Source organism: Methylobacterium sp. W2 (assembly GCF_020662345.1).
Taxonomy (GTDB): domain Bacteria; phylum Pseudomonadota; class Alphaproteobacteria; order Rhizobiales; family Beijerinckiaceae; genus Methylobacterium.
In genome coordinates this window covers 1-17120 of the sequence record NZ_VMOA01000022.1, presented here as the reverse complement: position 1 = coordinate 17120, position 17120 = coordinate 1, and the positions used below count along the sequence as shown (strand labels likewise).

18 protein-coding genes and 1 pseudogene are annotated in these 17120 nt (G+C 69.3%); 11 read left to right on the top strand and 8 right to left on the bottom strand.

The features are described 5' to 3' along the window. Positions 1–65 precede the first annotated feature (65 nt). A complete protein-coding gene (locus FPV16_RS13720; RefSeq protein WP_227438967.1) occupies positions 66–479 on the top strand; it encodes a hypothetical protein in 414 nt (137 codons plus the stop codon). Positions 480–581: 102 nt separating this feature from the next. Continuing rightward, on the top strand, positions 582–1712 hold the full coding sequence (locus FPV16_RS13715; protein ID WP_227438966.1) for a 2'-deoxycytidine 5'-triphosphate deaminase: 1131 nt from the start codon (positions 582–584) through the stop codon (positions 1710–1712). A 33-nt stretch (positions 1713–1745) separates the two neighbouring features. Here the strand turns inward: FPV16_RS13715 and FPV16_RS13710 are convergent, their stop codons facing one another. From FPV16_RS13710 to FPV16_RS13695, 4 genes are all read right to left on the bottom strand, one after another. Continuing rightward, entirely contained in the window at positions 1746–2744 is a 999-nt protein-coding gene (locus tag FPV16_RS13710; RefSeq protein WP_227438965.1) for an Hsp33 family molecular chaperone, read from the bottom strand. 295 nt (positions 2745–3039) lie between these two features. Beyond that, the gene (locus FPV16_RS13705) at positions 3040–3312 is read right to left on the bottom strand and encodes a hypothetical protein (protein WP_227438964.1); all 273 of its coding nucleotides are present in this window, start codon (positions 3310–3312) and stop codon (positions 3040–3042) included. A 94-nt stretch (positions 3313–3406) separates the two neighbouring features. Beyond that, positions 3407–4351, bottom strand: coding sequence for an ornithine carbamoyltransferase (gene argF, locus FPV16_RS13700; protein ID WP_227438963.1), 945 nt, complete (start codon positions 4349–4351; stop codon positions 3407–3409). A gap of 80 nt (positions 4352–4431) precedes the next feature. After that, positions 4432–5625: an aspartate aminotransferase family protein gene (locus tag FPV16_RS13695; RefSeq protein ID WP_227438962.1), complete on the bottom strand. Its 1194-nt coding sequence runs from the start codon at positions 5623–5625 to the stop codon at positions 4432–4434. A 329-nt stretch (positions 5626–5954) separates the two neighbouring features. Between FPV16_RS13695 and FPV16_RS13690 the strand changes: the two genes are divergently transcribed. The 7 genes from FPV16_RS13690 (at position 5955) to FPV16_RS13660 (ending at position 10974) form a co-directional block, all read left to right on the top strand. Next, positions 5955–6428: a RidA family protein gene (locus FPV16_RS13690; RefSeq protein WP_227438961.1), complete on the top strand. Its 474-nt coding sequence runs from the start codon at positions 5955–5957 to the stop codon at positions 6426–6428. Positions 6429–6430: 2 nt separating this feature from the next. After that, complete coding sequence (locus tag FPV16_RS13685) at positions 6431–7183, top strand: glycerophosphodiester phosphodiesterase family protein (RefSeq protein WP_227438960.1); 753 nt, start codon at positions 6431–6433, stop codon at positions 7181–7183. A 39-nt stretch (positions 7184–7222) separates the two neighbouring features. After that, entirely contained in the window at positions 7223–7501 is a 279-nt protein-coding gene (locus FPV16_RS13680; RefSeq protein ID WP_227438959.1) for a hypothetical protein, read from the top strand. Position 7502: 1 nt separating this feature from the next. Further along, complete coding sequence (locus FPV16_RS13675) at positions 7503–8009, top strand: hypothetical protein (protein WP_227438958.1); 507 nt, start codon at positions 7503–7505, stop codon at positions 8007–8009. 63 nt (positions 8010–8072) lie between these two features. Continuing rightward, positions 8073–9332, top strand: a complete 1260-nt coding sequence (locus FPV16_RS13670; RefSeq protein ID WP_227438957.1) for a GNAT family N-acetyltransferase — start codon at positions 8073–8075, stop codon at positions 9330–9332. After that, complete coding sequence (locus tag FPV16_RS13665) at positions 9329–10489, top strand: M20 aminoacylase family protein (protein WP_227438956.1); 1161 nt, start codon at positions 9329–9331, stop codon at positions 10487–10489. Before FPV16_RS13670 ends, FPV16_RS13665 begins: the two co-directional genes overlap by 4 nt. Further along, on the top strand, positions 10486–10974 hold the full coding sequence (locus tag FPV16_RS13660) for a glutathione peroxidase (RefSeq protein ID WP_227438955.1): 489 nt from the start codon (positions 10486–10488) through the stop codon (positions 10972–10974). The genes FPV16_RS13665 and FPV16_RS13660 overlap by 4 nt, the downstream gene beginning before the upstream one ends. Before the next feature lie 3 nt (positions 10975–10977). On the opposite strand, the gene FPV16_RS13655 is transcribed toward FPV16_RS13660, so the two are convergent. Continuing rightward, on the bottom strand, positions 10978–11922 hold the full coding sequence (locus FPV16_RS13655) for a cation diffusion facilitator family transporter (protein WP_227438954.1): 945 nt from the start codon (positions 11920–11922) through the stop codon (positions 10978–10980). A 115-nt stretch (positions 11923–12037) separates the two neighbouring features. Between FPV16_RS13655 and FPV16_RS13650 the strand changes: the two genes are divergently transcribed. Continuing rightward, the gene (locus FPV16_RS13650) at positions 12038–12484 is read left to right on the top strand and encodes an HIT family protein (protein ID WP_227438953.1); all 447 of its coding nucleotides are present in this window, start codon (positions 12038–12040) and stop codon (positions 12482–12484) included. 1 nt (position 12485) lies between these two features. Here the strand turns inward: FPV16_RS13650 and FPV16_RS13645 are convergent, their stop codons facing one another. The 3 genes from FPV16_RS13645 to FPV16_RS13635 form a co-directional block, all read right to left on the bottom strand. Next, positions 12486–12881, bottom strand: a complete 396-nt coding sequence (locus FPV16_RS13645; protein WP_227438952.1) for a PilZ domain-containing protein — start codon at positions 12879–12881, stop codon at positions 12486–12488. A gap of 91 nt (positions 12882–12972) precedes the next feature. After that, positions 12973–13200, bottom strand: coding sequence for a hypothetical protein (locus tag FPV16_RS13640; RefSeq protein ID WP_227438951.1), 228 nt, complete (start codon positions 13198–13200; stop codon positions 12973–12975). 67 nt (positions 13201–13267) lie between these two features. After that, positions 13268–15325, bottom strand: coding sequence for an NAD(+) synthase (locus tag FPV16_RS13635; protein WP_227438950.1), 2058 nt, complete (start codon positions 15323–15325; stop codon positions 13268–13270). Between the two features lie 288 nt (positions 15326–15613). On the opposite strand from FPV16_RS13635, the pseudogene FPV16_RS13630 reads away from it, so the two are divergent. Further along, a pseudogene (locus FPV16_RS13630) lies at positions 15614–17120 on the top strand (DNA translocase FtsK); the annotation flags it as partial.

Genomic DNA, 17120 nt, shown 5'->3' with positions numbered 1-17120 from the left:
CGGGCGAAATCGCGTCAATCGTGCTGAATGCGGGGCTGCCCGCCCCAATCGGAAGGTCGTGCCCCGTGGTCGAGGAGACCGTCTCGCCCCTGCCCGCTCCGTTTCCGAGCCGGGCCGTCCTCGCCAGCCTCGCCATCGCTCTCCTGGCCGGTGCCTTTGCCTGGAATGCGCCGGAGCGGAACGGCTGGGCCGCCCTGGCCCTGGGGGCAGCGCTGGTGCTCGACGGCCTCGCGCTGCTGGCGGGCGCATGGCTGGCCCGGCGCGGCCCCGCGCCCCGCATCGCCGGCTTGCCCTCCGTGGTCCTGGCCTTCGGTCCGGCGGCGGGACTCTGCGCCGTGCTGTTCGCCGTGGCGCTCCTGCTCCGGCCCGCCTGGTTCCCCCCCGTGGCGAGCGCGCTGGCGGGGCTGATCGCCATGGGGGCCATCGCCCGCCTCGTCGTTGCCTGGATCGTGCTGCGGATCGATCGCGAGGAGGGTTAACCGCGCCTTCAGCGATCCGGTGGGATCATGAGTCAAACCATGCGGCATTCCTGATCCCCAGCCGGGGAAGGCGGCCGAGTGCGGAGCGGGCGACGCGAGACCATGCCGGATACCAAGCAGGACACGGCGCCGACGAGCCCGCCCCCTTCCCTCGGCGAGAAGTCCGGAGGCATTCTGGCGGCACAAGGCATCCAGTCCCTGCATGCGGCCGGCGCCATCCTTCCCGAAAGCACCTTCGCGGTCGATCAGGTCCAGCCGGCGAGCCTCGACCTGCGCCTCGGCTCGCGCGCCTTCCGGGTGCGCACCAGCTTCCTGCCCGGTGCGCGGCCGGTCTCCGCCTGCATCGCGGCCTTCGCCCTCCACGAGATCGATTTGACGCGGGGCGCCGTGCTGGAGACCGGCTGCGTCTACATCGCCGAATTGCAGGAGACCCTGGCCCTGCCGGCGGACGTGGCGGCGAGCGCGAACCCGAAAAGCTCCACCGGCCGCATCGACGTGTTCACCCGCGTCATCACCGACCGGGGCCAGGCCTTCGACCAGGTTGAGGCCGGCTACCACGGCCGGCTCTATGCCGAGATCTCGCCGCGCACCTTCCCGGTCCGCGTCCGCACCGGCTCGCGCCTGTCGCAGATCCGCTTCCGCCGAGGCGAGCCGCGCCTCACGGACACCGAACTCGCCGCGCTCCATGCGGCCACACCGCTCGTCGCCTCCGCCACACCGTCCTTCCAGGGCGGCATCGCCGTGTCGGTGGATCTCGCCGGATTCGAAGGCCTCATCGGTTATCGCGCCAAGCGCCATACCGGCCTCGTCGATGTCGACGCGCCGGGCCAACACCGCACCGCGGATTTCTGGGAGCCGCTGCCAGCCGACGGCTCGGGCGCGCTGATCCTCGATCCCGGTCAGTTCTACATCCTCGCCTCCAAGGAAGCGGTGCAGGTCCCGCCGGATTTCGCCGCCGAGATGGTGCCGTTCGATCCGCTGGTGGGCGAGTTCCGGGTGCATTACGCTGGCTTCTTCGACCCCGGCTTCGGTTTTGCCGGGGCTGGGGGCGCCGGCGCGCGGGCGGTGCTCGAAGTCCGCTCGCGCGACGTCCCGTTCCTGCTGGAGGACGGCCAGATCGTCGGCCGCCTCGTCTATGAGCGCATGGCCGAGCGCCCCGCCGCCCTTTACGGGGCGGATGCCGGGTCGAACTACCAGGCGCAGGGGCTGAAACTGTCGAAGCACTTCGCCTGACGTCGAGGCACTTCGTCCGAGGTCGAAGGCGCCCTATTGTGCCGGATCGATCTCCGCCTCGGCCGGGTCGATGTCGTAGCGGCGCGAGCAGAACTCGCAGGTGATGCCGATACGGCCGTCCTCGGCGATCATGTCTCGGCGTTCCTGGGGCGAGAATGAGCGGATCATCCCCATGACGCGCTCGGGCGAGCAGCGGCAGCGCTCGTGGATGGCCTGGGTGTCGAACACCCGCACGCCGCGCTCGTGGAAGAGCCGGTAGAGCAGGCGCTCGGAGGAGACCTCCGGATCGACCAGTTCGTGGTCTTCCACCGTGTTGACGAGGCTGCGCGCCTCGACCCAGGCATCGTCCTCCGGTGCCGCGCCCGTATCGAGATGGGCGTGGCCTTCGGGGATGTCGCCGGGGGGGAGGTCGGCGAGGCGGGCGCGGTCGATGGATTGCGGCAGGAATTGGATCAGCAGCCCGCCGGCGCGATAGGTCTTGTCGCCGCCCGCGAATTGTTCGGCCACTGCGAGGCGGACCTGGGTCGGGATCTGCTCGGATTGGCGGAAATACTGGTGGGCCGCCTCTTCCAGGCTCTGGCCCTCCAGGGCCACCACGCCCTGGTAGCGACTGAAATCGTTGCCCTGGTCGATGGTCATGGCGAGATGGCCCTGCCCGATCAGATCGGCATCCTTGAGAGGAGCGCTCCCCAGAGCTTCGATCCGCGCGGCGTTGAACCGTGCCGTGGCGCGCAGACGGTCGGGCGCCTCGAAATCCACCACGATCATCTCCACCGGGCCATCGGTCTTGGTCTGGAGCTGGAACCGGCCCTCGAATTTCAGGGACGAGCCCAGCAGCACCGTGAGCGCCGCCGCCTCACCCAGCAGACGCGCCACCGGGTCGGGATAGCCGTGGCGGCGCAGGATGGTGTCGACGCTGGGGCCGAGCCGGACCACGCGGCCGCGCACATCCAGCGCCTCCACCGAGAACGGCAGGGCGACGTCGTCGGCGCCGTCGATGACGGCGGAGGAAATCTCGTGTCCGGAGGTCATGGCCTCTCCATGTCTTTTGTCCATCCGGTCCGTGGACCGAACGCATTGGCTCGATTCTCGACCTCATCCTGAGGCGCCGTAGCAAAGCGAAGGCCTCGAGGGAGGCCTCCAGTTCGCGCAACGAACACGGGAAACCTCCTTCGAGGCCGCTGCGCGGCACTTCAGGATGAGGTCGCGCGGGGGATGAGCGACGCTGTGCGGATCGCGACTGTCGGCATCGTCGAGTATGGCACTCCACCGCCGACCGTGCATCCAGGACCGGATATAGGGATGAGCCCGCCGTTTCACACGGCCGTCAGCCTTGGTCGAACTCGGCATCCGCCACCGGCGCATGCGGCAATTCCCGGTCGAGGCTCGATCGGAAAGCCACGCAGCCCCGCATGAAGGCCGGCCAGGGCGGTACGGCGACATCGGGGGCGACGGGTTCCGGCAGCAGGGACCAGAGTTGCGGATGGAACCAGCACAGGTCGTGGCCGGAGCCGTCCCGATGGCGGCGGATGCCGGCCCGCAGACGCTTCACCTCGGTGATCAGGGCATCACGGTCGAGGGCATCGAGATCGTCGTCCATGCCTCTCTCCTGTCCCGCCCTCCCCGCATGCTGTGGGATCGGCGACGGCACAATCGATGTCAGCGCGCCATGGCAAGCGCGCCCGCACGGAGCTTTACGCCCCCAGGCACCACGCCAGAATACCCTTCTGCGCATGCAGGCGGTTCTCGGCCTCGTCGAACACCACCGAGCGCGGGCCGTCCATGATCTCGGCGGTCACCTCCTCGCCGCGATGGGCGGGGAGGCAATGCATGAAGATCGCGTCGTTCTTGGCCGCCGCCATCAGCTTGGCATTGACCTGATAGGGCGAGAGCAGGTTGTGGCGGTAATGCTCGTCGTCGTCGCCCATGGAGACCCAGCAATCGGTGACGACGGCATCCGCCCCGTCCACCGCCTCGAACGCGTCGGTGGTGACGTTGATGCGCGCGCCCTCAGCCCTGGCCCAGGCGAGCAGGGCCGGCGGGGCCGACAATTCGAGGGGGGCGGCGATGTTGAGGGTGAAGTCGAACCGCGCCGCCGCGTGGACCCAGGAGGCCAGCACGTTGTTGGCGTCCCCCGACCAGGCGATGGTGCGCCCCTGGATCGGCCCGCGATGCTCCTCGAAGGTCAGCACGTCAGCCATGATCTGGCAGGGATGCGAGACCTTCGTGAGGGCGTTGATCACCGGCACCTCGGCATAGTCGGCCAGTTCCAGCATCGTGTCGTGGTCGAGGATACGGATCATGATCGCGTCGATGTAGCGCGACAGCACGCGGGCGGTGTCGCCCACGGTCTCGCCCCGGCCGAGCTGCATCTCGCTGCCCGTCAGCATCAGCGTCTCGCCGCCGAGCTCGCGCATGGCGACGTCGAAGGAGACGCGGGTGCGGGTGGAGGGCCGGTCGAACACCATCGCCAGCATCTTGCCCGTCAGCGGGCGCTCGGCGGCGATCTCGCCCTTGCGGCGACGCCCCTTCATCGCGGCCGCGGAGGTCAGGACGGCACGCAGATCCTCGCCGGAGAAGTCCTTCAGGTCGAGGAAGTGGCGGGGCCTGGTGGCGGTCCCGTTGGTCTGGGGAATCATCGGCTCGTTCTTCGTGTTGGGCATATCGACGTTGCGGGCGTCGCGGTCCGGCGACGAGGCCGGACCCGGACGGCCATGCGTTACTCCGCGGCTCCGCGCATCTGCGCGCCGAGCCGTCCGGCCGTGGCATCGAGGCGCTCGACCGCCTCGGCCACGTCCGCCTCGGAGACGATCAACGGCGGCAAGAGTCGGACCACGTTGTCGCCGGCGGGAATCACCAGCAGGCGCTCGTCGCGCGCCGCCGCGGTGAAGGCGGTGTTGGGCACGCCGAGCTTGAGCCCGAGGATGAGGCCGGTGCCGCGAATCTCCGAGATCACGCCCGGATGCCGGTCGATGACGGCGCCGAGTCGTTGCTTGAGGAGCAGGCCCATCCGCAGGACGTGGTCGAGAAAGCCGTCGGCGAGCACCACGTCGAGGACGGCGTTGCCCACCGCCATGGCCAGCGGATTGCCGCCGAAGGTGGTGCCGTGGCTCCCCGCCGTCATGCCGCGCGCGGCCTCCGCCGTGGCGAGGCAGACGCCGAGGGGGAAGCCGCCGCCGATGCCCTTGGCCGCGCTCATGATGTCGGGGGTGACGCCGGCCCATTCATGGGCGAACAACTTGCCCGTGCGGCCGACGCCGGTCTGGACCTCGTCCATGATCAGGAGCAAGCCATGCTCGTCGCAGAGCGCCCGCAGGCCGCGCAGCATCTCGGGGGGCACCGTGCGGATGCCGCCCTCCCCCTGGATCGGCTCGATCATCAGGGCGGCCGTCTCCGGGCCGATCGCCGCCACCAGCGCGTCGTGATCGCCGAAGGGCACCTGGTCGAACCCGTCCACCTTCGGGCCGAAGCCGTCAATGTACTTCTGCTGCCCGCCCGCCGCGATGGTGGCCAGCGTCCGCCCGTGGAACGCGCCCTCGAAGGTGATGATGCGGAAGCGCTCCGGGTGGCCGCCCGCCGCATGGTACTTGCGCGCCATCTTGATGGCGGCCTCGTTGGCCTCGGCCCCGGAATTGGCGAAGAACGCCACGTCCGCGAAGGTCGCGTCCACGAGCCGCCGGCCGAGGCGCTCGCCTTCGGGGATCTCGAACAGGTTCGAGGTGTGCCAGAGCTTCTGCGCCTGGGTGGTCAGGGCCTCCACGAGGTGCGGGTGGGCATGGCCAAGCGCGTTGACGGCGATGCCGGCGCCGAAATCGAGATATCGCTCGCCGTCGCGCGTCACGAGCCAGGCGCCCTCTCCGCGCTCGAAGGCGATCGGAGCCCGGGCGTAGGTCGGCAGAAGGGCGGATGTCACGATCCCGACTTCCCATCGTCAAAGCGGGCACGCGGATGGGCCGCGGCACCAAATGAAAGTGCCGCCTCGAAACCGGGCGGCACCGCTGTGATTACTAGAGAATTGGCCGGTTCTGTCAATGATCGGCCGGGTTCATATGCCTGACATGCCTAGGGATTAAGCTATGCGGGAGGACGCGGTTCGGCAGTTGCACGGCGTCCGCGGGGTGGGGTCGGTTCGCGTGGCTGGGCCCCCGGCTCGGAGCTTGCGCGGCTCGGAGCAAGTGTGCTCTGTCCCGCCCCGTCGGGCATGACCCCAAGGGTGGCATGCCTTCAAGGAAGGACGGACGGATGAGCACGGTCAAGGAACGCCTGGATGCCCTCGGCCTGGTGCTGCCGAAGGCCGCGGCCCCGGTGGCGAACTACGTACCCTTCATCCGCACCGGCAATCTGGTGATCATCTCCGGCCAGATCTGCTTTGGCGCCGACGGCACGCTCGCCGACGCCCACAAGGGCAAGCTCGGCGCCGAGATCTCCCCGGAGGCCGGCATCGCCGCCGCCCGGCTCTGCGCCCTCAACGTTCTGGCCCAGGTGCAGGCGGCCGTAGGCGATCTCGACCGCGGCGTCGTGCAATGCCTGCGCCTCGGCGGCTTCATCAATGCCGTGCCGACCTTCGCCGGCCTCGCCGGGATCATGAACGGGGCCTCCGACCTGATGGTCGAGATCCTGGGTGATCGCGGCCGGCACGCCCGCTCCACCGTGGGCGTCGCCGAACTGCCCCTCGATGCCGCCGTCGAGGTCGAGGCGATGTTCGAGGTGAAGTGAGGATGGGGTCGAACGCCCCCGCCTGGCTCACCGCGACACCCATCGCCCATCGCGGCCTGCACGACCGGGCCGCCGGCATCCCCGAGAACACCCTGGCGGCGGCGAAGGCCGCCATCGCCGGCGGCTACGCCATCGAGTGCGACGTGCAGCTCAGCGCCGACGGCGAGGCGATGGTGTTCCACGACGAGGCGCTTGGGCGTCTCACCGGCGCCGTCGCCCTCGTGGCCGAGACGCGAACGGACGCCCTCCGATCCCTGGCGGTGGCCGGCTCCCCCGAGACGATCCCCACCCTGCCCGAGTACCTCGCCGCCATTGCCGGCCGGGTGCCCCTCGTCGTCGAGGTCAAGTCGCGCTTTTCCGGCGACCTGCGCCTGGTCGAGCGCGTGGCCGCCATCGTCTCGATCTATGACGGCCCGGTGGCGGTGAAGTCCTTCGACCCGGCCCTGATCGAGGCCCTCGCCGGTCTGGCGCCGGACGTCCCGCGCGGGATCGTCGGCGAGACCACCCAGGACGATCCAGCCTATGCGCTGATGCCGGAGAGCCTGCGGCGCTCGCTCTCTGACCTGCTGCATCTCGAGGCAAGCCGCCCCGACTTCCTGTCCTGGCGCGTGGACGACCTGCCCTGCGCCGCGACCTATCTCTGCCGCCATCTCGGCCGGATACCGCTGATGACCTGGACGGTGCGCAATCCCGACCAGCGCCGCCGAGCACGGGAGCACGCCGACCAGATGGTGTTCGAGGGATTCCGGCCGTGAGGATTTGACGCATCGCGCCATCGGGATCACATTCGCTGCATGGCACAGCTTCCTATCCACCGCATCGAGGAAATCGGGTTAGCGGCCGCCCGAGCCATTGCGGGTGGGAAGGTCCGGGCGATCAGGGTTCGTCCCGCCCTCGATTCTGCGGATGAACCCGCGTACTTTCTGTCCTTTCTCTCCGAGACCAGCCAGACCGGGCGGCCGGAAGTCCTCCTGGACATCGCCCACAAGGTTCGGGATGAACTGATTGAGAACGGCGACGAATCCTATCCCTACATCCGTCTCATGACGCAGGATGAGTGGAGCATCCAGTGAGATGCTCGATCCTCGTGAGCTTCTCGATCTTGCAACGGAGCTCGCGACGTCGTCGGGGAGTGCGGTCCAGAACCCGGCGCGACGATGCAGAGCCGTCTCCACGGCTTATTACGCCTTGTTTCACGCGCTTCTGCGGCGTGCTGCCGACGAGTTCGTGGGCAGGAGCCATCAGGGTGAGGCGAGCTATACACTCCTGTACCGGGGCTTCGCTCATGCCCGGATGAAGCAGGTATGCGAGGAACTCGATAAGCCGAGCTTGCGCCCTGTCTACCGTGAGAAGCTGAAACGAGCCGCCGTCAGTCCTTCCGTGCGCTACCTTGCGACGACCTTCGTCGAGTTGCAGGAAGCGCGGCACCGGGCCGATTATGATCCGGAAGCAGCCACCACCGACGCGGACGCCGCGCGTGCCTGCCTGCTGGCGGATTTCGGGATAAAGAGCCTCGCCCAGGCCGATACGGCCGAGATCCGCGACATCCTGGCGTTGATGCTCATCGATCAGCGCCGATAGATCCGTTTGCCCGCGCCCATCGCGCGCGCTTGTCCCCTCGCCCGACAGGGTTAGATTGCGGTCATGGAAAAGACCGGACCGGTAGCCGAGCCAGAGCTGGATCCCGCAGAGACCCTGCAGGTGCGCGCGGTCACCGGCCTCGCCGAGATCCCGGCGGCGGAGTGGGATGCCTGCGCCACCTCGCCCGAGACCCTGGCGGCGGGGGACGAGACCCACAATCCCTTCGTCTCGCACGCCTTCCTCTCGGCCCTGGAGGATTCGGGCTGCGTTTCGCGCAGGACCGGGTGGCTGCCGTTGCATGTGGCGGTGGAGCGCGAAGGGCGGCTGATCGGGGTCGCGCCGTGCTATCTCAAGTCGCACAGCCAGGGCGAATACGTGTTCGACCATGGCTGGGCCGACGCCTACGAGCGCGCGGGCGGGGCGTATTATCCCAAGCTCCAGGTGAGCGTGCCGTTCACGCCGGTCACCGGCCCGCGCTTCCTCATCGCGCCGGGCCAGGACGTGGCCGAGGCCGCCTCCGCGCTGATCGCCGGGCTGCGCGCGCTCCGGGCGGAGACCAAGGCCTCCTCGATCCACGTCACCTTCATGCAGGAGCGGGAATGGGAACAGGCCGGCGCGCTGGGGCTCCTCCAGCGGCTCGACCAGCAGTTCCATTGGGACAATGCCGGCTATGCCGGGTTCGAGGATTTCCTCGGGGCGCTCTCCTCGCGCAAGCGCAAGGCGATCCGGCGCGAGCGCCGCGACGCCTTGAGCCAGGGCATCACCATCGAGCACGTCACCGGCGTCGACCTGACGCCGGCCCATTGGGATGCGTTCTACGAGTTCTACGCCGATACCGGCGCGCGCAAATGGGGCCGGCCCTACCTCAACCGCCAGTTCTTCGGCCTCATCGGCGAGCGGATGCCGGAGCGCATCCTGCTGATCATGGCCAAGCGCGAGGGCCGCTATGTCGCCGGCGCCATCAACTTCATCGGCGATGTGGCGCTCTACGGCCGCAACTGGGGCTGCAACGAGGATCACCCGTTCCTGCATTTCGAGGTCTGCTACTATCAGGCTATCGAATACGCGATCCGGCAGGGGTTGAAGCGCGTCGAGGCCGGGGCGCAGGGAGAGCATAAGCTCACCCGCGGCTACCGGCCGGTGCTGATGCATTCGGCCCACGACATCGCCGATCCCGCCCTGCGCCGGGCGGTCGCCGATTATCTCCGCCGCGAGCGCGACCACGTGCTCGAGGCGGCCTCGGTGCTTGGCGAGATGACGCCGTTTCGCCGGGACTGCACGATCGCCGATCCCGAGACCCAAGAGGACGAAGAGCGCCCATGAGCCCGATCGACCGTATCAAGGCCTTCGCCGACGACCTCACCGCGATCCGCCGGGACATCCATGCCCATCCCGAGATCGGCTTCGAGGAGGTGCGGACCGCGAACCTCGTGGCTGAGGAGCTGCAGCGCTACGGCATCGAGGTTCATCGCGGGCTCGGCGGAACCGGCGTGGTCGGCGTGTTGCAGGGGCGCTCGGCCAATGGCCGCCGTATCGGGCTGCGGGCGGAAATGGACGCGCTGCCGATCGAGGAGGAGACAAACCTCCCCCACCGCTCCACCATTCCGGGCAAGATGCACGCCTGCGGCCATGACGGCCACACCACCATGCTGCTCGGCGCGGCCCGCTATCTTGCCGAGACGCGGGATTTCGACGGGACTGCCCTGTTCGTGTTCCAGCCGGCGGAGGAAGGGCTCGGCGGCGCCCGCGCCATGCTCGCCGACGGTCTGTTCGAACGCTTCCCCTGCGACGAGATCTACGGGCTCCACAACACCCCCAGCGGCCCGCACGGCAAACTCAAGATCCGCCCCGGGCCGATGATGGCGGCGGCGGACTTCTTCGATATCCGCATCACCGGGCGCGGCGCCCACGCGGCCGAACCGCATCGCGGTCTCGATTCCATCGTGGCGGCCTCGGCCCTTGTCCAGGCGCTGCAATCCATCGTCTCACGCAATGCCGACCCGCTGAAGAGCGCGGTGCTTTCAGTGACCCAGATCCATGCGGGTGCGGCCTATAACGTCATTCCCGAGGGCGCCCATCTCGCCGGCACGGTACGGACCTTCGATGCGGGCATGCGCACACTCGTCTCGCGCCGCATCCGAGAGGTGGCCAAGGGCATCGCCCTCGCCCACGGGGTCGAGATCGACGTGGAGATCCGCGACGTGTTCTCGGTGCTGGAGAACAGCGCCGCCCATGCCGCCGCGGCGGCCGAGATCGCCCGCGAGGTCTTTGGCTCCGAGGACGTCGACGACGACACGGTACCGCGCATGGGCAGCGAGGATTTCGCCGACATGCTGAGGGTGGTGCCCGGCGCCTATGCCTGGATCGGCGCGACGCCGGGGCCCGGCCTGCACAACGCCGCCTTCGATTTCGACGACAGCATCATTCCCCTGGGCAGCTCCTACCTCGCCCGCCTCGTGGAGAAGCGCACCGCCGCATGACCAGCCTCTTCGACCTCACACCGAAGGCCGCCGACGGCACACCCTATCCCCTGGATCAGCACCGGGGGCAGGTCGTGCTCGTGGTCAACACCGCCTCGAAATGCGGCTTCACCCCGCAATACGAGGGGCTGGAGGCCCTGTGGCGCAAGCACCGCGAGGGCGGACTCGTGGTGCTCGGTTTCCCCTGCAACCAGTTCGGCGCCCAGGAGCCGGGCGATGCCGGGGAGATCGCGCAATTCTGCAGCCTGACCTACGATGTCAGTTTTCCCGTCCTCGCCAAGGTGGAGGTGAACGGGGCCGGCACAGACCCGGTCTTCGCCCATCTGAAACAGGAGAAGCCCGGCCTCCTCGGCACCAAGGGCATCAAGTGGAACTTCACCAAGTTCCTCGTGGGCCGCGATGGCAGGGTCATCGGTCGCTACCCCCCCACCGCCAAGCCGGCGGATCTCGAGGGCGACATCGCGGCGGCGCTCGCCGGCCCCTGACCGTCAGGCGGCGGAGTCCTTCGCCTGAATCTCGATGAACACCCGTTTCACCGCCGGGTTCTGCGCCTTCAGCCGGGCATCGAGGCGGCCGACCATGGCTTCGACCTCGCCGGCCTTGAGGTCGTCCTCCATGTCGAGGCTGACATTCACCAGGATGTCGGAGGGGCCGAGATGCTGCGTCAGCACAGCATTGACGTGGCGGACGCCGGGCTCCGTCCGCACCGTCTCCTCGATCGCCGCCACGGTCTCGGGGGCGGCCGCCTCGCCGACCAGGAGGCCGTGCGTCTCGATCATCAGGAACAGCGCCATCCCGATCAGGATCGCGCCGATGCCGATGGAGGACCAGCCGTCGAGGGCGGGCATCTGCAGCCATTCGGCGAGGATCACGCCGGCCAGGGCCACCATCAGCCCGAGGAGGGCGGCGACGTCCTCGACCAGCACCGTGAACAGGGCCGGGTCCTTGCTCCGGCGGATCGCGGTGATCGCCTCCCGGTCGCCCTTCTCGGCCCAGAACGCCTTGAGGGCGACGGCGCAGGAATAGCCCTCGGCCAGCACCGCGAAGCCGAGGATCGAGAGGTTGACCCAGAAGCCCGGAATGGTGCGGCCGAAGATCACCGCGTCGGCGGAGGCCTCCGGGTAGTGGATCTTGTGGATGCCCTCGTAGACCGCGAAGGCGCCGCCGCCGAGGAAGATGAACAGCGCGACGATGAAGGCGTAGAAATACACCTCGCGGCCGTAGCCGAAGGGGAAGCGCGCATCCGCTGGCTTCTTCGCCCGCGACAGGCCGACGAGGAGGAGGATCTGGTTGGCTGTGTCCACCAGGGAATGGACGCCCTCGGCCAGCATGGCCGAGGATCCGGTGAAGAAGGCGCCCACGAACTTCGCCGCCGCGATGGCGAGGTTGGCTCCCGCGGCGGTGTAGATCGCGCCGTTGCTTTCATGCGCCATGCCGGCGAAACTCTCATTGAAGGGACGGCCCGCGCGCCGTGGACGCCGGGGGCCAGTCTGTGCAAGGTCCGGCCGGAAATCCGCAGACGACCATCCGCGATGGAGACCGGCCCCGATGTCCTCAAACGCCGAAGCTGCGCAGTACGATCCGCAGAACGTCTTCGCCAAGATCCTGCGCGGCGAGATCCCCGCCCATAAGGTCTACGAGGACGAGCACACCCTGGCCTTCATGGACGTGATGCCCCAGGGGCCGGGCCATACCCTGGTGATCCCCAAGGCGCCGGCCCGCGGCCTCCTCGATGCCGATCCCGCATCCCTGGCCGCCGTCGCCGCCACGGTGCAGCGGGTGGCCCGCGCCGTGAAGATCGCCTTCTCTGCCGATGGCCTGACGGTCTTCCAGTACAACGAGGCGGCCGGCGGGCAGACGGTGTTCCACCTCCACGTCCATGTCGTCCCCCGTTTCGACGGCGTGGCCCTGGGCCGCCATACGGGCAAGATGGCCGATCAGGATCTTCTCGGCATCCATGCGGCGCAGATCCGGGCGGCGCTGGCCGGCGCGTGAGTCAGTCGGTGCCGGCGGGCGCGGGCTTCGCGGCGACGAGCCGGCGCAGGACGGCGTTCTCGGCTTCGAGTTCGCTGATGCGATGGATCAGGGCCAGCATCGTGCCCTGATCGGTCTGCGGCACCGGAACTGGCGCAGCGACCGCCGTTTCGTCCACGAAGGCGATGCCGATGCCGTCGGCGCGGCGCCAGCGCAGATTCGCCCGATAGGTCCGCTCCTTCTGGGGGATGAAGAGGTCGAACGTATCCGGAAGGCTCGCGGTCTCCGTCAGCGCGAGGCGCGCGCCGATCGACGACAGGTCGCGCACGAGGCAATCCATGCTCGACGCGCCGTTGTTGAAAATGATGCGGCCCTTGAGGAATGTCCTCTGCCGCGCTTCCTTGCGTTTGTCCGACATGACGGTCGGCCTCCGACTTCGCTTGGTGCGGACCGGCCGGACCCTCGCATGGCGCCCCTTAAGGAATGATCGCCGGGATGGACGAGCCCGCTCAGTTGAAGCGCTGGTCCATGGTCTCGAACAGGTAGAAGCCGTTGAAGCGCACTGCCGTGGTCGCGGCCCGCTCGTCGAAATCGGCCGGCGCCTCGGCCTCGTCGCGCAGGCGTCCGCTGAACGCCCAGTTCCGTTCGCTGAGAAAGCGCGGCACCGCACGGCTCTCGGGCACCGCGCAGCACAGGCCGCTGACGCTCTTCAGGCAGAACACGTTGTAGCGTTGCATCGGTCGGTCTCCGACTGGCCACCCCGACTCGGGCTGATAGTGGCATAATCGGACCGGACTGTGTCGATCAGTTTTCCGGGACGTTGCGGGCGAGCTCGTCGAGCCAGATCCGGGCATTGCCGTCGGACGGCGCGCGCCAGTCGCCGCGCGGGGAGAGGGCGCCCCCGGCGGCGACCTTCGGGCCGTTGGGCATCGCCGAGCGCTTGAACTGGCTGAAGCCGAAGAAGCGCTGCAGGAAGACGCCGAGCCAAGCGCGGATCTCCGGCAGCGCGTAGACCTGACGCTTGGCCTCGGGAAAGTCCGGCGGCCATGCGCCGCGCGCCGCATCGCTCCAGGCATGCAGGGCCAGGAAGGCGATCTTCGAGGGCCGGAAACCGTAGCGCAGGGTGTAGAACAGATTGAAATCCTGCAGCGCGTAGGGGCCGATCTTGGCCTCCGTGCTCTGGGGCGAACCGCCCTCCTCCGTGGGCACGAGTTCGGGCGAGATCTCGGTGGCGAGGATCGCCTGCAGGGTGGCGTTGGCGTCCTCCCCGATCTGGCCGCTGGCGATGACCCAGCGGATGAGGTGCTGGATCAGCGTCTTGGGCACCCCGGAATTGACGCCGTAATGGCTCATCTGGTCGCCGACGCCGTAGGTGCACCAGCCGAGCGCCAGTTCCGACAGGTCGCCGGTGCCGATGACGATGCCGCCGTTCTGGTTGGCGAGCCGGAACAGGTAATCGGTCCGCAGGCCCGCCTGCACGTTCTCGAAGGTGACGTCGTAGACCGGCTCTCCCCGCCCGTAGGGATGGCCCATATCGGCGAGCATCTGCCGCGCCGCCGGCCGGATGTCGATCTCCCCGGCGGTGGTCCCGAGGGCCGCCATCAGCGCGTGGGCATTGGCCTTGGTGGCCTCCGAGGTGGCAAAGCCCGGCAACGTGAAGGCGAGGATGTCGGAGCGCGGGAGACCGAGCCTGTCGAAGGCCTTGGCGGCCACGATGAGGGCATGGGTCGAATCGAGGCCGCCCGAGATGCCGATCACCGCCTTCTTCGTGCCGGTGGCCGCGAGACGCTGGGCGAGCCCCGCCACCTGGATGTTGTAGGCCTCGTAGCAATCCTGGGCGAGGCGGGCGATGTCGGCCGGGACGAAGGGAAAGCGCTCCACCCGCCGCATCAGCCCGAGATCGCCCGATGGCGGATCGAGGCGGAAGCGGATCGTGCGGTAGGAGAGTCCGCGCCCGCGCGCATTGTCGTCGAAGCTTCCCGTCTGGAGCCGTTCCTGGGCCAGGAGGTCGAGGTCGATATCGGCCAGGGTCGCCACCGGACTGGTGGCGAAACGCTCGCCCTCGGCGAGGCGGATGCCGACCTCGTCGATGGTGGTCTGGCCGTCCCAGGACAGGTCGGTGGTGGATTCGCCCAGACCCGCCGCCGCGTAGACATAGGCGCAGGCGCAGCGCATCGACGCCGACCGGGTGAGCATCGCCCGCGATTCGGCGCGCCCCACGGTGATCGGGCTGCCCGAGAGATTGGCGAGCACGGTGGCGCCGGCCAGGGCCGCATCGGTGCCGGGGGAGGCGGGCACCCACAAATCTTCGCAGACCTCGATGCCGAGGGTGAAGCCGGGCAGGTCGTCCGCCGAGAAGAGCAGGTCCGTGCCGAACGGCGCATCGACCCCGCCGAGGATGATCGCCTCGCCGAGAAGGCCGGCACCGGAGGCGAAATGGCGCTTCTCGTAGAACTCCCGGTAATTCGGCAGGTAGCTCTTCGGCACCACGCCGAGCACCCGGCCCCGATGGATGGCCAGCGCGCAATTGTAGGTCCGGTGGCGCCAGCGCAGGGGCGCGCCGACCACGAGGATGGGCGTCAGCTCGGCCGAGGCCGCGACGATGCGGGCGATCGCCGTCTCCACCGCGTCGAGGAGGGGCGTCTGCAGCAGCAGGTCCTCGATGGCATAAGACGAGACGCAGAGTTCCGAGAACACGGCGAGGACCGCGCCCGCCCGATGGCATTCCCCGGCCAGCGCCAGGATCTCGTCGGCATTGCGCTCCGGATCGGCCGGATGGCTCCTCCCGGCGCAGGCCGCCACGCGGGCGAAACCGTGACGGTAGAGGGACTTGAAGGCGGAACTTCGTGTCGTTTCGACCAAGGCGCGGGGTGCCTCTCGCAAGGGTGACGCAGCGTCCGCAGCGCGCGGGGCTGAGCGGGCAGGGTCCGCCGAGGGAAACCCGTTTGATCCGAGACGCTTCATCGGGTTCCCTCATCTAACCCGTTACGCGCCGGGGCTCCAGGGGGAGGCGGGCGCTCCCGGTCTTCGGAGATCCGACACTTCGCGGCATGCGGGCAAGCGTCTGTTAACGACGTTGGCCCTAGCTTGGGGAAGAACCGCTCCTATCGAGGACGCGGACCCGTACCCTTCGAGTCAATCCAGAGCATCATGCGCGCATCGGGACGGCCTCCCTATTCACATCGTGATCCCTCCCGGCCCGGACGCGGCGGCGACCGCCCCGGCCTGTCCTTGGGCGCCCTCGCGCACAGGCTGATCAGCCTGCGCGCAAGCCTGACCCGGCGCCTCGCCGGACCGCCGCAGCGCCCGAGTCTGGTCTCGCCGCGCCCGGCGCAATCCTGGCTCACGGCCCCCAGGGACATGGTGCACGATGCCCCCGCTCCCCAGGCCCAGCCTTGGCGGGAGCAGGGTGAGTGGGCCGAGGCGCAGGCCTGGCCGGACCACGTCTTCGACGACCGCGCCACCCCCGATCTCGCCCGCTCTTCGGGCATCGCGGCCTTGGATTCGACAGGCGAGAGCCGGATCGACCACGGTGCATCGAGCCCGCGCGTGCTGATCCGCTCGCCGCGCCGCCCCGCCTCGATCACGCCGGAGGGCTACGACGCGCCGGCCCATTCCGCGCCCGAACCGGACGCCCCGGCGGTGCGCTACACCCGCACCCCCGATCCGGTCCTGCAGGAGCGCCGCCAGCGGGCGCTCGATGCCGAGCGCCTGGCCCAGGAAGAGCAGGTCCGCGCCGCGCGGCAGGCCGAGGACGAGGCGCGGCAGGCCGCCGAACGCGCCGCCCTCGCCGCCGCGGAAGCCGAGCGTGCCGCCCAGGAGGCGGCCGAGGCCGCGCTTCTCGCCGCGATCCCCCCCGAGCCGCCCCAGCCCCTGTGGCGCCAGCCCTATACCCCCCCACCCGGCGTGCGCTTCTTCCGCTCGCCCGACCGCCGCCCGCAGGCCGTCCTCGCCGCCATCGTCGAGGAGCCGCTGCCCATCCTCGCATCGGTGAGCGAGCCCGTGGCCCCCGCCGAGCCGGCCCCGCTGCCTGTCGACCGCGACTGGACCGAGGTCCCGGATTGGGCCGCCATGCGCGCCTGGTTCGACGGCGAGGATTCGACGGCCGTCGAGACGTGGTCGGCGATCCAGGCCGATTCCGCCGAGGTTTTGGCTCCGCCCGTGTCGGACGTTTTTCCCGTGCCGGAAGTTTCTGCCGTGCTGGAGATGTCTCCGGTGCCGGATCTGGCCCCGGTGAGCGCGCCGGAGGACCAGACCTCAGCCTTCACGGTCTCACCGCCCGTGGACATCTCGCTCCTGCGCCCGCTGCCGCCCAGCCCCGTCTACGTCCTCGACCGGCTGATGCGGTTCGACCGTGGCGGCGCGCCGCTGCCCGCCGACGGCCAGGATAACGGCCAGTCCGCACCCGTCAGGGACGAGCCGAGCCACGAGGACCGCGTCGCCGAAGTCGCCGAGGCAGCGACCCTGGCTCTCGTCATCGAGCAGACCGGACCGGCTCCCCAGCGCCCCGTCGCCGTCTCGGCCATGGCCGCCCGCGCGGCGATCCGCCCGGCCCGCATGCCCGCCGCCCCGGTGGCGCAAGCTCCCATCATGCAAGCTCCCGTGATGGACGCCACCGTCGCGCAAGCCTCTCCAATGCAGGCCCCCTCCCCTGCCA

What these genes read in the sequence shown, in the direction of transcription:
- FPV16_RS13715 (WP_227438966.1), top strand. Translation starts at nt 582, where the DNA reads ATGCCGGATACCAAGCAGGACACGGCGCCGACGAGCCCGCCCCCTTCC.
- FPV16_RS13710 (WP_227438965.1), bottom strand. Translation starts at nt 2,744, where the DNA reads ATGACCTCCGGACACGAGATTTCCTCCGCCGTCATCGACGGCGCCGAC.
- FPV16_RS13705 (WP_227438964.1), bottom strand. Translation starts at nt 3,312, where the DNA reads ATGGACGACGATCTCGATGCCCTCGACCGTGATGCCCTGATCACCGAG.
- argF (WP_227438963.1), bottom strand. Translation starts at nt 4,351, where the DNA reads ATGATTCCCCAGACCAACGGGACCGCCACCAGGCCCCGCCACTTCCTC.
- FPV16_RS13690 (WP_227438961.1), top strand. Translation starts at nt 5,955, where the DNA reads ATGAGCACGGTCAAGGAACGCCTGGATGCCCTCGGCCTGGTGCTGCCG.
- FPV16_RS13685 (WP_227438960.1), top strand. Translation starts at nt 6,431, where the DNA reads ATGGGGTCGAACGCCCCCGCCTGGCTCACCGCGACACCCATCGCCCAT.
- FPV16_RS13680 (WP_227438959.1), top strand. Translation starts at nt 7,223, where the DNA reads ATGGCACAGCTTCCTATCCACCGCATCGAGGAAATCGGGTTAGCGGCC.
- FPV16_RS13675 (WP_227438958.1), top strand. Translation starts at nt 7,503, where the DNA reads ATGCTCGATCCTCGTGAGCTTCTCGATCTTGCAACGGAGCTCGCGACG.
- FPV16_RS13670 (WP_227438957.1), top strand. Translation starts at nt 8,073, where the DNA reads ATGGAAAAGACCGGACCGGTAGCCGAGCCAGAGCTGGATCCCGCAGAG.
- FPV16_RS13665 (WP_227438956.1), top strand. Translation starts at nt 9,329, where the DNA reads ATGAGCCCGATCGACCGTATCAAGGCCTTCGCCGACGACCTCACCGCG.
- FPV16_RS13660 (WP_227438955.1), top strand. Translation starts at nt 10,486, where the DNA reads ATGACCAGCCTCTTCGACCTCACACCGAAGGCCGCCGACGGCACACCC.
- FPV16_RS13655 (WP_227438954.1), bottom strand. Translation starts at nt 11,922, where the DNA reads ATGGCGCATGAAAGCAACGGCGCGATCTACACCGCCGCGGGAGCCAAC.
- FPV16_RS13650 (WP_227438953.1), top strand. Translation starts at nt 12,038, where the DNA reads ATGTCCTCAAACGCCGAAGCTGCGCAGTACGATCCGCAGAACGTCTTC.
- FPV16_RS13645 (WP_227438952.1), bottom strand. Translation starts at nt 12,881, where the DNA reads ATGTCGGACAAACGCAAGGAAGCGCGGCAGAGGACATTCCTCAAGGGC.
- FPV16_RS13640 (WP_227438951.1), bottom strand. Translation starts at nt 13,200, where the DNA reads ATGCAACGCTACAACGTGTTCTGCCTGAAGAGCGTCAGCGGCCTGTGC.